The sequence below is a fragment of the Pseudomonas sp. NPDC086251 genome (assembly GCF_044746405.1).
GTDB lineage: Bacteria > Pseudomonadota > Gammaproteobacteria > Pseudomonadales > Pseudomonadaceae > Aquipseudomonas.
The window spans coordinates 1-20,241 of the sequence record NZ_JBIVBY010000060.1; the positions used below are offsets into that span (position 1 = coordinate 1).

Consider the following 20,241-nt stretch of genomic DNA (forward strand, 5'->3'; position numbering starts at 1 on the left):
ACCGGAGCGAGGGCATGCCGAGCCACAGCGAGGCACCGAACGAAAGGGGCAAGAGCCCTTGGTTACTTGGGGCTTTTCCAAGTGACACGCCGTAATTGGATGGACTCGCCCGCACCGAGGCGTCAATGCGCCACGGAGGCAGTCTAAGAAGCCACCGACAGCGAGGGCGAATCCATGAAAAAGCATACGACGCTTAAACAGTCCCTGTCTTCCACCGATCCATCGACCTGCACGACAGTGGCGGTCGATCTTGCCAAACAGGTATTCCAGATCGCGGGGGAAAATGCCCTTGGCCAAGTGCTTTACGAAGAACGAATCAAGTCGCGTGAAGCCTTTCATACCTTCCTGCGCCAACTGCCGCCAACCGTAGTGGTGCTGATGGAAACGGGCCCAGGCGCTCAAGCATGGGCGCGCCAGCTACAGGCTCAGGGCAGTCTGGCGCGGATTCTTCCGGCGCAACTTGTGGCAAAGCACCGCAGCGGCGCCAAAAATGATCGTAATGATGCCCGAGCCATATTGCGCGCCGGGCACGACAGCAAAATTGCGGCCGTCCCCATCAAAAGTGCCACCGCACTGGCCATGCAGGCCTTGCACCGTGCCCGGCAGGGTTATGTCCGTCGGCGTACAGCCATGAGCAACCAGATGCGGGGCTTGCTGATGGAGCACGGCATCACCCTGGCCCAAGGTGATGCCGCAATCAGTCAGACCCTGCCTCGGGTGCTGGAAGACGCGACCCAACCCTTGCCCGACATGCTGCGTGAGCTGTTCAACGAGTTGCTGGGCGAATGGCGTCAGCTGGGCGAGCGGATCAACGTGCTGAGTGGTCGCCTGGAGAACGCCGCGAACGAGGATAAAACAGCCCGGCGACTAATGAGCGTGCGCGGTATCGGCCCGATCATCGCCACCGCGCTTTTGGCCAAGCAGACAGACCCAGAGCGTTTTGCCAATGCACGCCAGTTCGCCGCCTACTTTGGCATGGTGCCTGAGCAGAACAGCAGTGGGCAGAAAGTCCGGCTGGGCAGGATGAGCAAACGAGGCGACAGCTATGTGCGCAGCCTGATGGTTCAAGGCGCTCATGCGGTATTGAGGCATTTACGCCCGGATTCAGAGCAGCCCGACGATCGTCGGTTGCAACGTTGGCAGGATCGACTGGGCCGCAAGGAAGCGGCGATACGCTTGGCGAACCGCAACCTTCGAATCGTTTGAGTGCTGCTACAAAATGACCAGACTTACCGCAGCCACCCGGCCGATGGCCGGCCATCTGCGCCAAGTCACTGATCAAAAGCGTTCTGCCACCGGGGCGTCACGGCGCTCCAGCCCCTGCTAGAAAACATTGAACCCAGGTCAGACCGTCGCGGATCGATGCCTGCGCCCTTACCGGCCTTCGAGGCCTGCACGTAATCGGCATGCCGCGAGCTCAACCAATGTCGGCCAGAAGCTCAAGACAGCTTCCTCGAACAGGCCTTATACATAAATGCAACCGGGTAGCAGTGTTTGAAAAGCGGGTAGCCAGTGTGGGTGAGTCCATACATAAGGGCGTAACCCATAGCAGCCGTTACCGAAGAAATGGATATGTACACACGAAAGAAAATGGTCGGCTACCAGGCCGCCACCGCAACCAACCCAATTCCAACAGCTGCGCAGAACGCGGGGGTCAATCTCCCACAATGAAACCAGCATTCAGCCCCTTGCCCCAGCGCCACAGCCGTCTAACATCAACCCAATGGAAAATATGTCCAAATCCCCCTCAAGTTGAAGGCCCCAACAACCGACACAGTACGAATAGGGCAATTACTCCAAACAACAGCATATCCGCCAAGCCCACAGGCAAAACCTCCTGTGATTGATTGTCCCTTTGACTGCCATCATGGGATTGCCAATACTCATGGCAACTTGACGCTACCCGCACGGAACAAGGAATAACCCTTTGAAGCTGGAACTCAAGAACAGCTTGTCGGTGAAGTTGCTTCGGGTCGTGCTCCTGTCGGCATTGATCGTCGGCGTGGTCTTGAGTTGCGCCCAGATCGTTTTCGATGCCTATAAAACCCGCCAGGCCGTAGCCAACGATGCCGAGCGCATCCTCGACATGTTCCGCGATCCCTCCACCCAGGCCGTCTACAGCCTGGATCGGGAAATGGGCATGCAAGTGATCGAGGGCCTGTTCCAGGACGATGCCGTACGCCAAGCCTCCATTGGCCACCCCAACGAGGCGATGCTTGCGCAAAAATCCCGCGAGTTGCAGCACTCCCACAGTCGCTGGCTGACCGACCTGATCCTCGGCAAGGAACGCACCTTCACCACCCAACTGGTGGGTCGCGGCCCTTACAGCGAGTATTACGGCGACCTGAGCATCACCCTCGACACCGCCACCTATGGCCAGGGCTTCATCGTCAGTTCGGTGATCATCTTCATTTCCGGTGTGTTGCGCGCCCTCGCCATGGGACTGGTGCTGTACCTGGTCTATCACTGGTTGTTGACCAAACCGCTGTCGCGAATCATCGAACACCTGACCGAAATCAACCCGGATCGCCCCAGCGAACACAAAATCCCGCAGCTCAAGGGCCACGAGAAAAACGAACTGGGGATCTGGATCAACACCGCCAACCAGTTGCTCGAGTCCATCGAGCGTAATACCCATCTACGCCACGAAGCGGAAAACAGCCTGCTGCGCATGGCGCAATACGACTTCCTGACGGGCCTGCCGAACCGCCAACAGTTGCAGCAGCAACTGGACAAGATCCTCGTCGACGCCGGCAAGCTGCAACGCCGGGTCGCCGTGCTGTGTGTCGGTCTCGATGACTTCAAGGGCATCAACGAACAGTTCAGCTACCAGACCGGCGACCAATTGCTGCTGGCCCTGGCCGATCGCCTGCGGGCCCACAGCGGTCGCCTCGGCGCCCTCGCCCGTCTCGGCGGCGACCAGTTCGCTCTGGTCCAGGCCGATATCGAACAACCTTACGAAGCGGCCGAGCTGGCCCAAAGCATTCTCGATGACCTGGAAGCGGCGTTTGCCCTCGATCATCAAGAGATCCGCTTGCGCGCCACCATCGGCATCACCCTGTTCCCCGAGGACGGTGACAGCACCGAAAAGCTCCTGCAAAAAGCCGAGCAGACCATGACCCTGGCCAAGACTCGCTCGCGCAACCGCTATCAGTTCTATATCGCCAGCGTCGACACCGAGATGCGCCGCCGTCGCGAGCTGGAAAAAGACCTGCGCGATGCTCTGGCCCGCAATCAGTTCTACCTCGTCTACCAACCGCAAATCAGCTATCGCGATCACCGCGTGGTGGGGGTCGAGGCGTTGATTCGCTGGCAGCATCCCGAGCATGGGCTGGTGCCGCCGGACCTGTTCATTCCCTTGGCCGAACAGAACGGCACCATCATCGCCATCGGTGAATGGGTGCTGGATCAGGCCTGCAAGCAATTGCGCGACTGGCATGACCAGGGTTTCCTCGACCTGCGCATGGCGGTGAACCTGTCCACCGTGCAGCTGCACCACGCCGAGCTGCCACGGGTGGTCAACAACCTGCTGCAAATGTACCGCCTGCCACCGCGCAGTCTGGAGCTGGAAGTCACCGAAACCGGCCTGATGGAAGACATCAGCACCGCCGCCCAGCATCTGCTGAGCCTGCGTCGGTCCGGCGCCTTGATCGCCATCGACGACTTCGGCACCGGTTATTCGTCTCTGAGTTATCTGAAAAGCCTGCCCCTGGACAAGATCAAGATCGACAAGAGCTTCGTTCAGGACCTGCTCGATGACGACGACGATGCGACCATCGTCCGGGCCATTATCCAGCTGGGCAAGAGCCTGGGCATGCAGGTGATTGCCGAAGGCGTGGAAACCCCCGAGCAAGAGGCCTACATCATCTCCGAAGGCTGCCACGAAGGTCAGGGCTATCTCTACAGCAAGCCGCTGCCGGCGCGGGAATTGAGTGTCTATCTGAAGCAGGCCCAGCGCAGTAATGCGGCTATTCATTAAAAGATCGCAGCCTCGTTTTACTCGACAGCTCCTACACAGCTCCTACAGCGGCATGCGGTCCCTGTAGGAGCTGTCGAGAGAAACGAGGCTGCGATCTCTTGACCCACGACACAACCACCCCCTGAATAAGAAATATTTCCAGGTACAACCCTTTACACATAATGCGAAAGATTTGCATTATGTCGCAGTTTTGCGCTTGCTGCGCCATTCCACCCCCTCTCGAAGCAGGATGTTCGCCATGATTCGTATGCCTCTGGCTACCGCCAGTCTGTTGGCCATCGCTATTTCCCTCGCCGGTTGTGGCGAAGGCAAAGACAAGGCTGCCGCTCCGCAAGCGCCTACTCCAGCCGCCACCACCACAGCCCCGGCCCCGGCGGTTGCGCCTGCCGCGGCAAGTAAAGTCGACGAAGCCGCCGCCAAAGCCGTTGTCGCGCATTACGCCGACATGGTCTTCGCCGTTTACAGCGATGCCGAATCCACCGCGAAAACCCTGCAAACCGCTGTCGACGCCTTCCTCGCCAAGCCGAACGCCGACACCCTGAAAGCCGCCAAGGCTGCCTGGATCGCTGCCCGCGTTCCTTACCTGCAGAGCGAAGTGTTCCGCTTCGGCAACACCATCATCGACGACTGGGAAGGACAGGTGAACGCCTGGCCCCTGGACGAAGGCCTGATCGACTATGTCGACAAATCCTACGAGCACGCACTGGGCAACCCGGGCGCCACGGCCAACATCATCGCCAACACTCAGGTTCAGGTCGGCGAAGACAAGATCGACGTCAAAGACATCACCCCGGAAAAACTCGCCAGCCTCAACGAGCTGGGCGGTTCCGAGGCTAACGTCGCCACGGGCTACCACGCCATCGAATTCCTGCTCTGGGGCCAGGACCTGAACGGCACCGGCCCAGGCGCGGGCAACCGTCCGGCTTCCGACTACCTGGAAGGCAAAGGCGCCACTGGCGGTCATAACGATCGTCGCCGCGCTTACCTGAAATCCGTGACCCAGCTGCTGGTCAGCGACCTGGAAGAAATGGTCGGTAACTGGAAGCCGAACGTGGCCGACAACTACCGCGCCACCCTGGAAGCGGAACCGGCTGAATCCGGCCTGCGCAAAATGCTGTTCGGCATGGGCAGCCTGTCCCTGGGCGAACTGGCGGGCGAGCGCATGAAGGTTTCCCTGGAAGCCAACTCCCCGGAAGACGAACACGACTGCTTCAGCGACAACACCCACAACTCGCAGTTCTACGATGCCAAAGGCGTTCGTAACGTGTACCTGGGCGAATACACCCGCGTCGACGGCACGAAAATGACCGGCGCGAGCCTGTCGTCCCTGGTGGCCAAAGCCGACCCGGCGGCCGACACCGCGCTGAAAGCCGACCTGGCTGCAACCGAAGCCAAGATGCAGGTCATCGTCGATCACGCCAACAAGGGTGAGCATTACGACCAACTGATCGCCGCCGGCAACACCGCTGGCAACCAGATCGTCCGCGACGCCATCGCTTCCCTGGTCAAGCAGACCGGTTCGATCGAAGCCGCCGCTGGCAAACTGGGCATCAGCGACCTGAACCCGGACAACGCTGATCACGAATTCTGATCAACGCTGGCTGAATAAAAAGGCGACCTTCGGGTCGCCTTTTTATTCAGCCATACCCTTCATCCTGTAGGAGCTGTCGAGTGCAACGAGGCTGCGATCTTTTGATCTTGCTTTTAAAAATCAAAAGATCGCAGCCTCGTTGCACTCGACAGCTCCTACAGGGAAACGCGTTTGTGGGGTTTGCCGCGAAACTGCGGCAGATCAAAGCAAACGATAATTCCTCTTATTCAAATTCCGTGGCCCTGTTAGACTTTGCGCCCTTGTTTTGCTCGTCTTGCAGGATGTCTGATGCCCTCGCTGCCTCTTCGCTTGTCCGCACTGTTGCTGGCCCTGTGCCTGAGTGCCTGCGATGACGCCCCGACGTTCACCCAGGCCGAACCCGGTGAAGCCCGCTCCGGGGGCAGCGCGACGGTGCGCAAGACTGATCAGAATGCCTTCTCCCTGCCCTCCGCCAACCTGCCGCCGTCACGGCGCGTGGATTTCAGCGTCGGCAACAGCTTCTTCCGCAACCCTTGGGTGATCGCGCCGTCGACCACCACCGCCCGCGATGGCCTCGGCCCGCTGTTCAACACCAACGCCTGCCAGAACTGCCACATCAAGGACGGTCGCGGTCATCCGCCGACGCCTGACGCGCAGAATGCCGTGTCGATGCTGGTGCGTCTGTCGATTCCCGATGCGCCGGCGTATGCCAAGGTCATTGAGCAGCTCGGTGTGGTCCCGGAGCCGGTCTACGGCGGGCAGTTCCAGGACATGGCCGTGCCCGGTGTCGTTCCGGAAGGCAAAGTGCGTATCGACTACACGCCGGTGCCGATCCGCTTCAAGGACGGCACCGAGGTCGAGTTGCGCAAACCGACCTTGCAGATCAGCCAACTCGGCTACGGCCCGATGCACCCCGACACGCGGTTCTCGGCGCGCATTGCACCGCCGATGATTGGCCTGGGTTTGCTCGAAGCGATCCCCGACGAGGCGATCCTGGCCAATGCCGACGTCCAGGCAAAAGAAAAAAACGGCATCACCGGACGCCCGAACCGGGTTTGGGATGACGCCCAACAGAAAACCGTCCTCGGACGTTTCGGCTGGAAGGCCGGGCAACCGAATCTCAATCAACAGAATGTCCACGCGTTTTCCGGCGACATGGGCCTGACCACAAGCCTGAGAACCGTCGACGATTGCACCGACGCGCAAACCGCTTGCAAGCAGGCCCCCAACGGCAATGGTGCGGACGGCGAGCCGGAAGTCAGCGATAACATCCTGCGCCTGGTGCTGTTCTACAGCCGTAACCTCGCTGTCCCGGCCCGCCGCGATGTCGGCACGCCTGAAGTGCTGGCCGGCAAGACCCTGTTTTTCCAGGCCGGCTGCCAGTCCTGCCACACGCCGAAATACACCACTGCCGCCAACGCCGCCGAACCTGAACTGGCCAATCAAGTGATTCGCCCTTACAGCGATCTGCTGCTGCATGACATGGGCGACGGCCTGGCCGACAACCGAACCGAATTCCAGGCCAGCGGCCGCGACTGGCGCACCCCGCCGTTGTGGGGCATCGGCCTGACGCAGGCGGTCAGTGGCCACACCCAATTCTTGCATGACGGCCGCGCCCGCAATCTGCTCGAAGCCGTGCTCTGGCATGGCGGCGAGGCCAGCGCGGCGCAGCAACAGGTTTTGTCTTTCAGTGCCGAGCAACGTGCTGCGTTGCTGGCGTTTTTGAATTCCCTTTAATACCTATTCCATAGCGGGAGCCCGACATGTTCCGTCCCAAATTGTTGTTCACCAGCCTTGCCGCACTAGCGCTCGGCGCCTGTTCGCCACAAGATCCGCAAGCGGTCACCTCGGCGGCCATTGCCAAATCGGTGATCCTGCCGACCTACACGCGTTGGGTTGAAGCCGATCGCCAATTGGCCGTCAGCGCACTCGCCTACTGCGAAGGCAAGGAAAACCTCGACACCGCACGCGCCGATTTCCTGCACGCACAAAAAGCCTGGGCCGAGCTGCAACCGCTGCTGATCGGGCCGCTGGCCGAAGGCAATCGCGCCTGGCAGGTGCAGTTCTGGCCGGACAAGAAAAACCTCGTCGGCCGTCAGGTCGAGCAACTGGTCACCGCGCAGCCGCAGATCGATGCCGCGGAACTGGCCAAGTCCAGCGTCGTGGTTCAGGGCCTTTCCGCCTACGAATACATCCTGTTCGACAGCAAGCCAGACGTCGCCAACGACGCACAAAAAGCCAAGTATTGCCCCCTGCTGAAAGCGATTGGCGAGCGTCAGAAATTGCTGGCCGAAGACATTCTGAAAAGCTGGAACACCACCGACGGCATGCTCGCGCAGATGAGCAAGTTCCCGAACCAGCGCTACGCCGATTCCCACGAAGCGATCGCCGATTTGCTACGGGTGCAAGTCACCGCCCTCGACAGCTTGAAGAAGAAACTCGGCACGCCGATGGGCCGCCAGACCAAGGGCGTTCCGCAACCGTTCCAGGCCGATGCGTGGCGCAGCCAGTCTTCCCTGGCCGGCCTCGAAGCCAGCCTCGCCGCTGCCAAGACCGTGTGGGAAGGCGTTGACAACAAAGGCCTGCGCGGCTTGTTGCCAAGTGAGCAAAAGCCTTTGGCCGACAAGATCGATGCGGCCTACGCTGCGGCCCTGAAACTGTTCGCCAGCAACCAGCGCTCGCTGACCGAAATGCTCAACGACGATGCCGGTCGCCAGCAACTCAACGATCTCTACGACAGCCTTAACGTCGTCCACCGCCTGCACGAAGGCGAACTGGCCAAGGCGCTGGGCATCCAACTGGGCTTCAATGCCAACGACGGTGACTGATGAGGGCGAGTGCCATGCTGCGACGTCAGGCTCTGACTTTAGGTAGTTTGCTGCTGGGAGCAGTGACACTGGGCGGCTGGACGCTGTTCAAGCACAAGGACAAAAGCCCGCTGCTACTGTCGGCGCGGGACGATACCGACGGCAAGCATTACGCCGTCGGCTACCGGCTGGACGGCACTCGGGTGTTCGCCACCGAGGTCGGCCAGCGTTGCCACGACATCATCAATCACCCGACGCAGCCGATCGCGCTGTTCGTGGCCCGGCGGCCGGGCACCGAGAGTTACCTGATCGACCTGCGCGACGGCACGCTGCTGCAAACCGTGACCTCGCAGGCGAACCGGCATTTCTACGGGCACGCGGTGATTCACCAGAGCGGCGACTGGTTGTACGCCACCGAGAACGACACGTCCGATCCGGGTCGCGGCTTGCTGGGTGTGTATAAGTTCGAAGGTGAGCGACTTATCCACAGCGGCGAGATCCCCACCCACGGCATCGGCCCGCACCAGGTGTCGTGGATGCCCGACGGCGAAACCCTGGTGGTGGCCAACGGCGGGATTCGCACCGAGGCCGAAAGCCGGGTCGAGATGAACCTCAACGCCATGGAACCGAGCCTGGTCCTGATGCAACGCGACGGCACCCTGCTGAGCAAGGAAACCCTCGCCCAGCAGATGAACAGCGTGCGTCATCTGGGCATTGCCAGCGACGGCACCATCGTCGCCGGCCAGCAGTTCATGGGTGCGTCCCACGAGTCTTCGGAGCTGCTGGCGATCAAACGTCCCGGCCAACCGTTCGTGGCGTTCCCGGTGCCCGAACATCAGTTGCAGGCCATGGGGCACTACACCGCCAGCGTCGCGGTGCACAGTGAATTGCGCCTGGTCGCGCTGACCGCGCCTCGGGGCAACCGCTTTTTCATCTGGGACTTGGACAGCGGCGAAGTGCGCCTGGACGCACCGCTACCCGATTGCGCCGGCGTGGGCGCGGTCGCCGATGGGTTTGTCGTGACCTCGGGTCAGGGGCGCTGCCGGTTCTACGATTGCCGTCAGACAACTCTTGTAGCAAAACCGCTGGAGCTGCCCGCCGGGCTCTGGGACAACCACCTTCACCTGATCTGAAAACGCTCCTTGTAGCAGCTGGCGCAGCCTGCGTTCGGCGGCGCAGCCGTCGTAAATCCATCCCACGCGGTTTGTCTGACATACCGCGTCGCCGGGTTTGACGACGGCTTCGCCGCCGAACGCAGGCTTCGCCAGCTGCTACAGGTCCAGCTGTGAAAAGTGCCAGTTGGAATCCCCTTCCTGATCGCGGTAATGTGCCCAACTGTCTCGCCTGATTTCTCCAAGGAACTGGAAATATGCTGCGTCGCCGCATGCTGATCATGTTGGGTGTTGTTCTGCTGATCGTGCTGGTCCTGGCCGGTTACAAAGCCTTCTCCATCTACACGATGATTCAAGGCTTCTCCGCGCCGAAACCGCCGATCAGTGTCGCTGTGGCCACTGCCACCGAACGACCGTGGCAAGCGCGCCTGCCTACGGTTGGCACGCTCAAGGCACTGCAAGGCGTGGACCTGAGCCTGGAGACCGACGGTACCGTCATTGAATTGCAGTTCGAGTCAGGGCAGAAGGTCAAGGTCGGCCAACCGCTGCTTCTGCTTGATAGCGTGGTAGAGACCGCCCTGCTCGAAACCGCTCAGGCCGACCTGGGGCTGGCGCAGCTCGATTACGGTCGCGGCAGCCAACTGGTGGGCAGCCAGGCCATTTCCAAAGGCGAATTCGACCGACTCTCGGCGGTGTTGAAAAAGAGCCGGGCCACGGTCAATCAGCTCAAGGCGGCGCTGGCCAAGAAACGCTTGCTCGCACCGTTCAGCGGGACTATCGGCATTCGTCAGGTGGACATCGGGGACTATCTCGCCAGCGGCACCATGATTGCCACCCTGCAAGACCTCAGCAGTCTGTACGTCGATTTTTTCATCCCTGAGCAGTCGGTGCCGAAGATCGCCATCGGCCAATCGGTGCAAATCATTGCCTCGGCCTACCCGACGCAAAACTTCCCCGGGATCATCACTGCGATCAACCCGAAAGTCGAAAACAGCACCCGCAACGTTCAGGTCCGCGCGACCCTGGCAAACCCCGACGGCAAGCTGCTGCCTGGGATGTTCGCCAGCCTGCAAGTGTTATTGCCCGACCCGCAGCCACGCATTGTCGTACCGGAAAGCGCGATTACCTACACGCTGTACGGCAACTCGATCTACGTCGTTGCACAGAAAAAAGCTGAAGACGGCAGCCTCGAAAAAGACGACAAGGGCCAGCCGATCCTGATCGCCGAACGGCGGTTCATCGAAACCGGCGAACGCCGGGACGGGCTGGTGATGATTACCAAAGGCGTGCAGAACGGCGAAAAAGTGGTCACGGGCGGCCAGATCAAACTGGACAACGGCACACACATTGCCATCAGCGACGACAAGACTTTAGCCGAGAAGAACAGCCCGCCACGCGCGGACTGATCAAGGAATCCCCATGGCTTTTACCGACCCGTTCATCCGCCGCCCGGTGCTCGCCACCGTGGTCAGCCTGCTGATTGTGCTACTGGGCTTCCAGGCCTGGAGCAAGCTGCCGCTGCGCCAATACCCGCAAATGGAAAACGCCCTGATCACGGTGACCACCGCGTATCCCGGGGCCAATGCCGAGACCATCCAGGGCTACATCACCCAGCCGATGCAACAGAGCCTGGCCAGCGCCGAGGGCATCGACTATATGACCTCGGTCAGTCGCCAGAACTTCTCGGTGATCTCGATCTACGCGCGCATCGGCGCCAACAGCGACCGCTTGTTCACCGAACTGCTGGCCAAGGCCAACGAGGTGAAGAACCAGCTGCCCCAGGACGCCGAAGACCCGGTGCTGAGCAAGGAAGCTGCGGACGCCTCGGCGCTGATGTACATCAGTTTCTTCAGCAAGGAGTTGAGCAACCCGCAAATCACCGACTACCTGTCGCGGGTCATTCAGCCAAAACTGGCAACCCTGCCGGGCATGGCCGAGGCCGAGATTCTCGGCAACCAGGTATTCGCCATGCGCCTGTGGCTGGACCCGGTGAAACTCGCCGGTTTTGGCCTCAGTGCCAGTGACGTCACCGATGCGGTGCGCAAGTACAACTTCCTCTCCGCCGCCGGCGAAGTGAAAGGCGAGTACGTGGTCACCAGCATCAACGCCAACACCGAGCTCAAATCCGCCGAAGCCTTTGCCGCGATTCCGCTCAAGGTCGATGGCGATAGCCGCGTGCTGCTCAGCGATGTCGCGCGGGTGGAAATGGGCGCGGAAAACTACGACACCATCAGTTCCTTCGGTGGCACGCCCTCGGTGTACATCGGCATCAAGGCCACGCCCGGCGCCAACCCGCTGGATGTGATCAAGGAAGTGCGCAAGATCATGCCGGACCTTGAGGCCCAGCTGCCGCCGAACCTCAAGGGTGAAATTGCCTACGACGCCACGCTGTTCATCCAGGCCTCGATCGACGAAGTGGTGAAAACCCTGTTCGAAGCGGTGCTGATCGTGATCGTCGTGGTGTTCCTGTTCCTCGGAGCACTGCGCTCGGTGGTGATCCCGGTGGTCACCATTCCGCTGTCGATGATCGGCGTGATGTTCTTCATGCAGATGATGGGTTACTCGATCAACCTGCTGACCCTGCTGGCGATGGTGTTGGCTATCGGCCTGGTGGTGGACGACGCGATCGTGGTGGTGGAAAACATCCACCGCCACATCGAAGAAGGCAAGACGCCGCTGGACGCGGCTATCGAAGGCGCCCGGGAAATCGCCATGCCGGTGGTCTCGATGACCATCACCCTCGCAGCGGTGTATGCGCCGATCGGCTTCCTGACGGGGCTGACCGGGGCACTGTTCAAGGAGTTCGCCCTGACCCTGGCCGGGGCGGTGGTGATTTCCGGCATCGTCGCCCTGACGCTGTCGCCGATGATGTGCGCGTTTTTGCTGCGCCACGACGAAAACCCCAGCGGCCTGGCCCATCGCCTGGACCTGATTTTCGAAGGCCTCAAGCGCCGCTACCAACGCCTGCTGCACGGCACGCTGAACACCCGGCCGGTGGTGCTGGTGTTCGCGGTGATCGTGCTGTGCCTGATTCCGGTATTGCTCAAGTTCACCAAGTCGGAACTGGCGCCGGACGAAGATCAAGGCATCATTTTCATGATGGCCAAAGCCCCGCAAACGGCCAACCTTGACTACCTGAGCGCCTACACCGACGAATTCGTCGACATCTTCAAGGCCTTTCCCGAGTACTACTCCTCGTTCCAGATAAACGGCTTCAATGGCGTGCAATCGGGCATCGGCGGCTTCCTGCTGAAACCGTGGAACGACCGCAGCCGCACGCAAATGCAGATCCTGCCCGAGGTGCAGGCCAAACTGGAAAGCATTTCCGGGTTGCAGATCTTCGGCTTCAACCTGCCCTCCCTGCCCGGCACCGGCGAAGGGTTGCCGTTTCAGTTCGTCATCAACTCAGCCAACGATTACGCATCGCTGCTGCAAGTGACCGACCGGGTGAAAAAACGCGCGATGGAATCCGGCAAGTTCGCCTTCGTCGACGTCGACCTGGCGTTCGACAAGCCCGAAGTGGTGGTGGATATCGATCGCGCCAAGGCCGCACAAATGGGCGTGTCGATGCAGGATCTGGGCGGCACTTTGGCGACCTTGCTCGGTGAGGCGGAGATCAACCGCTTCACCATTGAAGGTCGCAGCTACAAAGTCATCGCGCAGGTCGAGCGACCCTTCCGCGATAACCCGGACTGGTTGAACAACTATTACGTGAGGAACACCAAGGGCGAACTGCTGGCCCTGTCGACCCTGATCACCGTGAGCGACCGGGCGCGGCCACGGCAGTTGAACCAGTTCCAGCAACTCAACTCTGCGATCCTGTCCGGGGTGCCGTTGGTCAGCATGGGTGAAGCCCTCGACACCGTGCGTCAGATCGCCCGGGAAGAAGCGCCGGTGGGTTACGCCTTCGACTATGCCGGCGCCTCACGGCAATTCGTCCAGGAAGGCAGTGCCCTGTGGGTCACGTTTGCGCTGGCATTGGCGATCATTTTCCTGGTACTGGCCGCCCAGTTCGAAAGCTTCCGCGACCCGCTGGTGATTCTGGTGACGGTGCCGCTGTCGATTTGTGGCGCGTTGATTCCGCTGTTCCTTGGCTGGTCGAGCATGAACATCTACACCCAGGTCGGGTTGGTGACGTTGATCGGGCTGATCAGCAAACACGGGATCCTGATCGTCGAATTCGCCAACCAGTTGCGCAAGGACAAGGGGCTTACTGCGCGCGAGGCCGTCGAGGAAGCGGCGGCCATTCGGCTGCGACCGGTGTTGATGACCACGGCGGCCATGGTATTCGGCATGGTGCCGTTGATCATCGCCACGGGCGCGGGGGCGGTCAGCCGGTTCGACATCGGCACGGTGATCGCCACGGGGATGTCGATCGGGACGTTGTTCACGTTGTTCGTGTTGCCGTGCGTGTACACGTTATTGGCCAAACCGGACAAACCCAAACAACATTCATAGTCCCTTGCTCGCGATGGACTCACAGGCACCGCGTCTATCCTGATTAAACGCGCCATCATTGACGTTCTTCGCGAGCAAGCTCGCTCCTACAGGGGAATGCATACGCAGAAATCAGGCCGGCCTGTAGGCCGCCGCGCTTTTGATTTTGACGCACCGCCCCATCGTGAGGCCGAGTGGAGGTTCTGCGCAGTGGGCAACCCGGCATGGATGCCGGGTTAGCCGCCCCCGGCCAAGGATGGCCGATGGCGGCGGGCCCACGGAGCAGGACCGGAGCGAGGGCATGCCGAGCCTAAGCGAGGCACCGAACGAAAGGGGCAAAAGCCCTTGGTTACTTGGGGCTCTTCCAAGTGACACGCCGTAAGGGCGTAACCAACAGCAGCCGTTACCGCAGAAATGGATATGTACACCTGAAAGAAAATGGTCGGCTATCAGGCCGCCATCGCGAGCAGGCTCGCTCCCACAGTTTTATCGGGGCACATCCGAGGGAGATTGGGTGACTGTCAGGCCGCCTTCGCGAGCAAGCCCGCTCCCACATTTGCTCGATGTCACGGCCTAAACGCCGGCCACAAAAAAGGCCTCGCATTTTGGCGAGGCCTTTTATTTGGGCTTCAATCTGTTCAACTTTGCGGCCTCAGTCCTTGAGAGAGTCCGAACATGAACAGCAATAAATCATGATCGGGTTGGGTTGCCACCGATGCCTTGGCAACGCGTGGCAACGGACAGTGCGCGTCACCGTTTACTGAACTGAGGATCTGCGTGCGGGGCTGCTCCCAGGCAGCCACCGCCAACGAAGCAACTGCCAAGGCACCTAACAAAAACACACCTCGTGCAATTTCGAGTTTCATCGCTATAAACCCTTGATAGCGCTGCCAAACGCCGTCTCATAAAAATAGACGAGTTTTTTCCAGTCCGTCGGACTGAACGACGAGTGGCGACGCAGTTGCTTCATGTCATGGGAAGCCGCACGACGGGCGGTCAAACGCTGCCGGCACTTCTCCAGATCGATCAAGGCCACTTCGACTTTTGCCGCCTCGCCTTCACCGGTGACACGCACGAACACGTGCTTGATGTAGATGCAGCTGTGCTGCCAACGGCCCTTGTGCATACGGGCCAGGTTCTCGGCCAGATCCTTCAATACGCGATCATGTACCGCCTCACCATGACGCTCACGACCGCCGCCCGCATACCAGTGTTCAATTTCCTCGAAGCCGTCCAGGGATTTGGTCACCAGCAATGCACGCCATTTGTGCACAGGATCGCGCTGCGCACCGCAGAACACGATCTGCGGAACGCGAACGCCGAGCTGATGCAGGCCGGTGAGCGCATCGCGCTCACGCAACACCGTTGGCCGACCGAACGGGTGCAGCCAGCTGCGATGGATATGACCGGTCTGACGTTTCACGTAGAGCAGCTGACCATTGCTGCCCATGACGCGCTGCACACCACTTTCACCACCGCGACGGACGTTGGGCTCTTCTACCCATTCACCGCGCTGATTCCAGAAATAGTCGAAGCGGTCCTGGGAAGCGACGTCCGTTTCTGCTGCACATTGCACTGCCATCCTGTTACCTCTTGCGTAATACGTAAACTCGCCACATGGCATAGAGCGGTAAAAAATCCAGTTGTTCCTGGATACGGAAGCCCGCCTGCTCGAATTCCTTTTCAACCGTAGCAGCCGGTAACACAAATCGGTTTTGGTAACCTTCCTGCCCACGGGTTTTCTCGGCGCGCTTGCGTTTCCACGCTTTGAAATTCCCATCCACCCACAAGGAAAGAATCACGCTGTCACGCGTGACACGCTCGAATTCGCGCAAAATGGCCAGTCGATGCTCGGCTTCACCAATGTGATGGAGCAAGCGCATGCAGAAAATGCTGTCGACGGCGTTATCAGGCAAGGCGATGTCGAATGCAGAAGTGTGCAAGGGTTGTACCCGTTTCACCACATCGGCGGGTTGCGCCTGCATGGCAATCTTCAGCATGGACTCGGAGTTGTCGGCCCCGATGATTGCACGATTGGTTTTTTCCGCCAGCAACGGCCAGAAACGCCCCGCGCCACACGGCAGATCGAGGACCAATCCAGGTTCGCCGGCCAGTGTCAGCGCCTTGCGCGCCAGTTGTTCATCACGCCAGTGAGACAAGCGGCGGCCAATGCCATCCTTGTGCTTTCGCAGGTACCGTTGTGCGTGTTGATCGTCGTACTTTTCGGAAAAATCCAGTTTGATCGGGCCGTCCATTATCAAGGTCTCCTTAGCTTCTGATGGCGCCTAAGATAAATAGAGCCGTGTCAGCGTCAGGTCATACCTTTGTGAAAAAATCGTCCTGTAAAACCCCGAATTATTTCGAGGTTTTACAGGAGTCAGACGATAGCTCGGGGCCACCACGAAAAAGATCGCAACCTTCGACAGCTCTTACATTGAAGCGTAGACCCTGTAAGCGCTGTCGAACGTTGCGATCGTTGCGGTTAATCAACGATCGCCCTGACTCAACTCCACCTGAAAACGGCAGCCATTCGGCTCCATGTTCGTCAGGCTGACGTTCCAGCCCTGGTTTTCGCAGATCCGTTGCACCAGCGACAGTCCCAGCCCCAGACCTTCGCCGCGTTTCTCGTTGCCACGCACGAAAGGTTCGAACATCGCCTCGCGTTTTTCCTCGGGAATGCCCACGCCACTGTCCTCGACCAGGAACCCCGTGGGCGTCAGGGTCAAGCGGATGAACCCGCGTTCGGTGTAATGCAGTGCGTTGCGCAGAAGGTTGCCCATAACTGCGTGCAAAAGGGTGGCGTTGTAGCACGTATTGCCTGGATTGCCCGGCTCGAAGATCAGCTTGAGCCCCTTGGCCTCGATCGGCTCGCGCCATAGATTGAGCAGCCCGTCGGCCACCTGATTCAAAGTTTGCTGCGGCGACATACTGGCGTCTTCACGTTGGGCGCGCGCCAACATCAGGAAGGTTTGCACCAGCTCCCGCATCTCTTCGCAGGCGCGGGCAATGCGTTCGACCTGAGCACGGCCGCGCTGATCGATGCCGGGATTTTCCAGTAGCAGCTCGCACGAACTGGCCAACACCATCAACGGCGTGCGCAATTCGTGGCTGACGTCGCTGGTAAACAACCGTTCCCGGGTCAAGGCCTGACGCAAACGCCCGAGGGTCGCGTCGAAGGCCACCGCCAGTTCGCCCACTTCATCGGCGGCGTAATCCGGCGCCAGGGGTGGCGCCAGCCCCAGCAACTGATCGCGGTGACGAACCTGGCGAGCCAGCCGTACCACCGGCGCCATTACTTTACGCGCGAGTACCCAGCCGAGAAACACCGCCAACGCCAGACTCAGCACGAAGCCCACCAGCACCACGGCAAACAGGACTCGCTCGCGCTCTTCGAAATCGCTCTGATCCTGCAACAGCACATAACGCCGGCCATCAACGACTTCAACCATCGCGTGGTACGACAGTTGTTCGCGAAACACTTCATGAAACCCCGGTTCCAGGTGCCGCAAATCCTTGGGCAGCTCGAAGTCGCCGGGCCCACCGCTGAAATAGAACAGTTGGTCCGGCTCGGGACGGTGGCTCCAGTCCATGACACTGTCCATCAGCAACAGACGCTGAAGATCGCCGCCCAGACCTGCCGAAATCAGCTTTTCTTCCACCAGGTGCACGGTCGCCACAATGCCCATGGCGAAGGCGCCTGCCACCAGTGCGCTCATCAGCGCAAAGGCGATGATGATCCGTTGAGCAAGGCTCTGTCTAAACTCCATCACGGCCCTCGGCCAAGCGATAGCCCACACCGTGCACGGTTTGCAGCAACGGTTTGGCGAACGGCTTGTCGATCACCTGGCGCAATTGGTGGACGTGGCTGCGCAAGCTGTCGCTGTCCGGGCAGTCATCGCCCCACAGGGCTTCTTCGAGAATTTCCCGGCGCAGGACATGGGGGCTCTTCTGCATCAGTACGGCCAGTAACTTCAGGCCCACCGGGTTGAGTTTCAGCAGCCGGCCTTCGCGGGTGACTTCCAGGGTGTCGAGGTCGTAGCTCAGATCACCGACCTGCAAGGTGCGGCGACCGCCACCTTGGGTACGGCGCATGACGGCTTCGATGCGCGCGGCCAGTTCAGACAGGGCAAACGGTTTGATCAGGTAATCGTCGGCGCCGGACTTGAAACCCTGCAACCGGTCGTCCAGCTGGTCGCGAGCGGTGAGCATGATCACCGGCGTGTCGCGGCGGGCGTCTTCGCGCAGGCGTTTGCACAAGGTGTAACCGTCGATACCGGGCAGCATGATGTCGAGCACGATCAAGTCGTAATGCTCGGTCGCCGCCAGGTGCAGTCCCGACAAACCGTCCTGTGCGCAATCCACGGTATAGCCTTTGAGCCCCAGGTAATCAGCCAGATTGGCCAGGATATCGCGGTTGTCTTCAACCAAAAGAATTCGCATGGGTTTCTCCTCCGTATACAGTAACGGCCGTCTTGGCCCGCGCAGCTTAAGGCCTAGTGTGGCTCAGGGCTAGGACTGTGTGCAGTTGTCCATCCAGCCATCCAACCCCTTGCGACCCTAACGATTTTTTCACTATCGATTCACACGCTGACCACAGGATTTGCTTCAAACTCCGCGCGGCTGCGCTTTTCAGAACATCTAACCGACCAAGGAATTGCCATGGTGTCGACCACTGTCCGCCCCGCCTCCCAACCGCTCAATTTCTGGGTGTGCCTGGGTGTTCCCGCCGTTGCGGCAATCATTCTGGTGCTGCTCGAGCTGACCTCCCTGGACATGGACCTGGCCAAACTGTTTTATGACCCGGTCGCGGGGGATTTCATCGGTCGGCACAGTTACTTCCTGGAAAACATCCTGCATACCCGCGCCAAACAATTGGTCATCGTTTTTTCGGTGCTGGCCATCGTCGGCTTTATCGCGTCTTTTTTCATGGGCAGGCTCAAGCCGATCAAACGGGAGCTGGGCTGCCTGGTGCTGTCTTTGGCACTTGCGACGTCCTTTGTCACGCCGGTCAAAGCGGTGACCGCGGTGCAATGCCCGTGGAGCCTTGAGCAGTTTGGCGGTCACGAAACCTACAGCGAACTGCTCAGCCCGCGCCCGCACACCGACAAACCCGGCCGTTGCTGGCCCGGCGGCCATGCGGCGACTGGCTTCACGCTGTTTGCGTTGTTTTTTGTGCTGCGTGACCGGCGTCCGCGAATGGCACGCTCGGCGTTTGTCTTTGCGTTTGCCTTGGGCTCAGTGTTTTCCGTGGGCCGGATGATGCAGGGCGCGCACTTCTTTTCGCATAACGTGTGGACGGCGATTTTCTGCTGGCTGATTTGCCTGGGGTCGTACTATTACATCCTGTATCGCCCGGCTTCCAAGGCTGAGCCAGAATCCGAAGCACAACCGGTCAACGCCTGAAACACGGTTCAACTGCGCACGGGGCTGTCAGGTTTACCGGGTTATCGTTAGCGTTCATCGCGAGCAAGCTCGCTCCTACAGGGTGTGGGTTAGCACGGCAGAATTCGATGGCGTTTGAGCTGATGTCTTCGCGGGCAAGCCTCGCTCCTACAGGGGTGTTGCGTGCGCCTCGGTCCTGTAGGAGCGAGGTTTGCCCGCGAAGGCCACGACTCGGTCTCCCGGCCTGTCAAATTGAAGGCAATAAAAAGCCCCGCCAGCTTTCGCAGGCGGGGCTTTTTTATAGGGTTAAGCTAGTACGGGGGTAAGGCTGGCTTACATCATGCCGCCCATGCCGCCCATACCGCCCATGTCTGGCATGCCGCCGCCAGCTGGGCCGTCTTCCTTGATCTCGGCGATCATGGCTTCGGTGGTGATCATCAGGCTGGCAATCGACGAAGCCGCTTGCAGCGCCGAACGAGTCACTTTAGCCGGGTCCAGGATACCCATTTCGATCATGTCGCCGTATTCGCCGGTAGCAGCGTTGTAACCGTAGTTACCCGAACCCTGCTTGACCTTATCGACAACTACGCTTGGCTCGTCGCCGGAGTTGGCAACGATCTGGCGCAGTGGCGCTTCAACAGCGCGACGCAGCAACTGGATGCCAACGTTCTGGTCATCGTTGTCGCCTTTGAGCTCGGAGATAGCCTGCAGAGCGCGAACCAGTGCCACGCCGCCGCCAGGTACCACGCCTTCTTCAACGGCTGCACGGGTAGCGTGCAGGGCGTCTTCAACGCGGGCTTTCGTCTCTTTCATTTCAACTTCGGAACCGGCGCCAACCTTGATCACTGCAACGCCGCCGGACAGTTTGGCCAGGCGCAGCTACAGGTTTGCCGCATCGGGGGCGAAGCAGTGGTCAGGACCAACCTGAATTTACATCGGAAGAGGGGCGTGTAG

At 60.1% G+C, this 20,241-nt stretch carries 13 protein-coding genes and 2 pseudogenes; 9 read left to right on the top strand and 6 right to left on the bottom strand.

The features are described 5' to 3' along the window. Positions 1–174: 174 nt before the first annotated feature. The 8 genes and pseudogenes from ACIPL2_RS34075 to ACIPL2_RS34110 all read left to right on the top strand — a co-directional run bounded on the left by ACIPL2_RS34075 (position 175) and on the right by ACIPL2_RS34110 (position 13,926). Positions 175–1,278 (top strand): annotated as a pseudogene (locus ACIPL2_RS34075) (IS110 family transposase). A gap of 649 nt (positions 1,279–1,927) precedes the next feature. Then, on the top strand, positions 1,928–3,979 hold the full coding sequence (locus ACIPL2_RS34080; protein WP_401364944.1) for a putative bifunctional diguanylate cyclase/phosphodiesterase: 2,052 nt from the start codon (positions 1,928–1,930) through the stop codon (positions 3,977–3,979). A 238-nt stretch (positions 3,980–4,217) separates the two neighbouring features. Beyond that, complete coding sequence (locus ACIPL2_RS34085; RefSeq protein ID WP_401364947.1) at positions 4,218–5,570, top strand: imelysin family protein; 1,353 nt, start codon at positions 4,218–4,220, stop codon at positions 5,568–5,570. Positions 5,571–5,858: 288 nt separating this feature from the next. Continuing rightward, positions 5,859–7,286 (top strand): di-heme oxidoredictase family protein, encoded by a 1,428-nt coding sequence (locus ACIPL2_RS34090; RefSeq protein WP_401364949.1) that lies wholly within the window; start codon positions 5,859–5,861, stop codon positions 7,284–7,286. Between the two features lie 26 nt (positions 7,287–7,312). Then, the gene (locus tag ACIPL2_RS34095; protein WP_401364952.1) at positions 7,313–8,377 is read left to right on the top strand and encodes an imelysin family protein; all 1,065 of its coding nucleotides are present in this window, start codon (positions 7,313–7,315) and stop codon (positions 8,375–8,377) included. A gap of 14 nt (positions 8,378–8,391) precedes the next feature. Continuing rightward, a complete protein-coding gene (locus tag ACIPL2_RS34100) occupies positions 8,392–9,489 on the top strand; it encodes a DUF1513 domain-containing protein (protein WP_401364955.1) in 1,098 nt (365 codons plus the stop codon). A 236-nt stretch (positions 9,490–9,725) separates the two neighbouring features. Continuing rightward, on the top strand, positions 9,726–10,874 hold the full coding sequence (locus ACIPL2_RS34105) for an efflux RND transporter periplasmic adaptor subunit (RefSeq protein WP_401364958.1): 1,149 nt from the start codon (positions 9,726–9,728) through the stop codon (positions 10,872–10,874). A 13-nt stretch (positions 10,875–10,887) separates the two neighbouring features. Then, on the top strand, positions 10,888–13,926 hold the full coding sequence (locus tag ACIPL2_RS34110; protein WP_401364961.1) for a multidrug efflux RND transporter permease subunit: 3,039 nt from the start codon (positions 10,888–10,890) through the stop codon (positions 13,924–13,926). A gap of 617 nt (positions 13,927–14,543) precedes the next feature. Here ACIPL2_RS34110 and ACIPL2_RS34115 read toward each other — a convergent pair. The 5 genes from ACIPL2_RS34115 to colR all read right to left on the bottom strand — a co-directional run bounded on the left by ACIPL2_RS34115 (position 14,544) and on the right by colR (position 18,345). Continuing rightward, on the bottom strand, positions 14,544–14,771 hold the full coding sequence (locus ACIPL2_RS34115; protein WP_401364964.1) for a hypothetical protein: 228 nt from the start codon (positions 14,769–14,771) through the stop codon (positions 14,544–14,546). Between the two features lie 2 nt (positions 14,772–14,773). Next, on the bottom strand, positions 14,774–15,487 hold the full coding sequence (locus ACIPL2_RS34120; RefSeq protein WP_401364967.1) for a lipopolysaccharide kinase InaA family protein: 714 nt from the start codon (positions 15,485–15,487) through the stop codon (positions 14,774–14,776). A gap of 4 nt (positions 15,488–15,491) precedes the next feature. Next, complete coding sequence (locus ACIPL2_RS34125; protein ID WP_401364970.1) at positions 15,492–16,160, bottom strand: class I SAM-dependent methyltransferase; 669 nt, start codon at positions 16,158–16,160, stop codon at positions 15,492–15,494. A 231-nt stretch (positions 16,161–16,391) separates the two neighbouring features. Beyond that, positions 16,392–17,672, bottom strand: coding sequence for a sensor histidine kinase (locus tag ACIPL2_RS34130; protein WP_401364973.1), 1,281 nt, complete (start codon positions 17,670–17,672; stop codon positions 16,392–16,394). Further along, a complete protein-coding gene (gene colR, locus ACIPL2_RS34135; protein ID WP_020799911.1) occupies positions 17,662–18,345 on the bottom strand; it encodes a two-component system response regulator ColR in 684 nt (227 codons plus the stop codon). Before colR ends, ACIPL2_RS34130 begins: the two co-directional genes overlap by 11 nt. A 219-nt stretch (positions 18,346–18,564) precedes the next feature. Between colR and ACIPL2_RS34140 the strand changes: the two genes are divergently transcribed. Further along, the gene (locus ACIPL2_RS34140; RefSeq protein WP_401364975.1) at positions 18,565–19,308 is read left to right on the top strand and encodes a phosphatase PAP2 family protein; all 744 of its coding nucleotides are present in this window, start codon (positions 18,565–18,567) and stop codon (positions 19,306–19,308) included. A 312-nt stretch (positions 19,309–19,620) separates the two neighbouring features. On the opposite strand, the pseudogene ACIPL2_RS34145 reads toward ACIPL2_RS34140, so the two are convergent. Beyond that, a pseudogene (locus tag ACIPL2_RS34145) lies at positions 19,621–20,163 on the bottom strand (TCP-1/cpn60 chaperonin family protein); the annotation flags it as partial. Positions 20,164–20,241: the final 78 nt, after the last annotated feature.

Coding starts and splice junctions, on each gene's coding strand:
- ACIPL2_RS34085 (WP_401364947.1), top strand. CDS start 4,218: ATGATTCGTATGCCTCTGGCTACCGCCAGTCTGTTGGCCATCGCTATT.
- ACIPL2_RS34090 (WP_401364949.1), top strand. CDS start 5,859: ATGCCCTCGCTGCCTCTTCGCTTGTCCGCACTGTTGCTGGCCCTGTGC.
- ACIPL2_RS34095 (WP_401364952.1), top strand. CDS start 7,313: ATGTTCCGTCCCAAATTGTTGTTCACCAGCCTTGCCGCACTAGCGCTC.
- ACIPL2_RS34100 (WP_401364955.1), top strand. CDS start 8,392: ATGCTGCGACGTCAGGCTCTGACTTTAGGTAGTTTGCTGCTGGGAGCA.
- ACIPL2_RS34105 (WP_401364958.1), top strand. CDS start 9,726: ATGCTGCGTCGCCGCATGCTGATCATGTTGGGTGTTGTTCTGCTGATC.
- ACIPL2_RS34110 (WP_401364961.1), top strand. CDS start 10,888: ATGGCTTTTACCGACCCGTTCATCCGCCGCCCGGTGCTCGCCACCGTG.
- ACIPL2_RS34115 (WP_401364964.1), bottom strand. CDS start 14,771: ATGAAACTCGAAATTGCACGAGGTGTGTTTTTGTTAGGTGCCTTGGCA.
- ACIPL2_RS34120 (WP_401364967.1), bottom strand. CDS start 15,487: ATGGCAGTGCAATGTGCAGCAGAAACGGACGTCGCTTCCCAGGACCGC.
- ACIPL2_RS34125 (WP_401364970.1), bottom strand. CDS start 16,160: ATGGACGGCCCGATCAAACTGGATTTTTCCGAAAAGTACGACGATCAA.
- ACIPL2_RS34130 (WP_401364973.1), bottom strand. CDS start 17,672: ATGGAGTTTAGACAGAGCCTTGCTCAACGGATCATCATCGCCTTTGCG.
- colR (WP_020799911.1), bottom strand. CDS start 18,345: ATGCGAATTCTTTTGGTTGAAGACAACCGCGATATCCTGGCCAATCTG.
- ACIPL2_RS34140 (WP_401364975.1), top strand. CDS start 18,565: ATGGTGTCGACCACTGTCCGCCCCGCCTCCCAACCGCTCAATTTCTGG.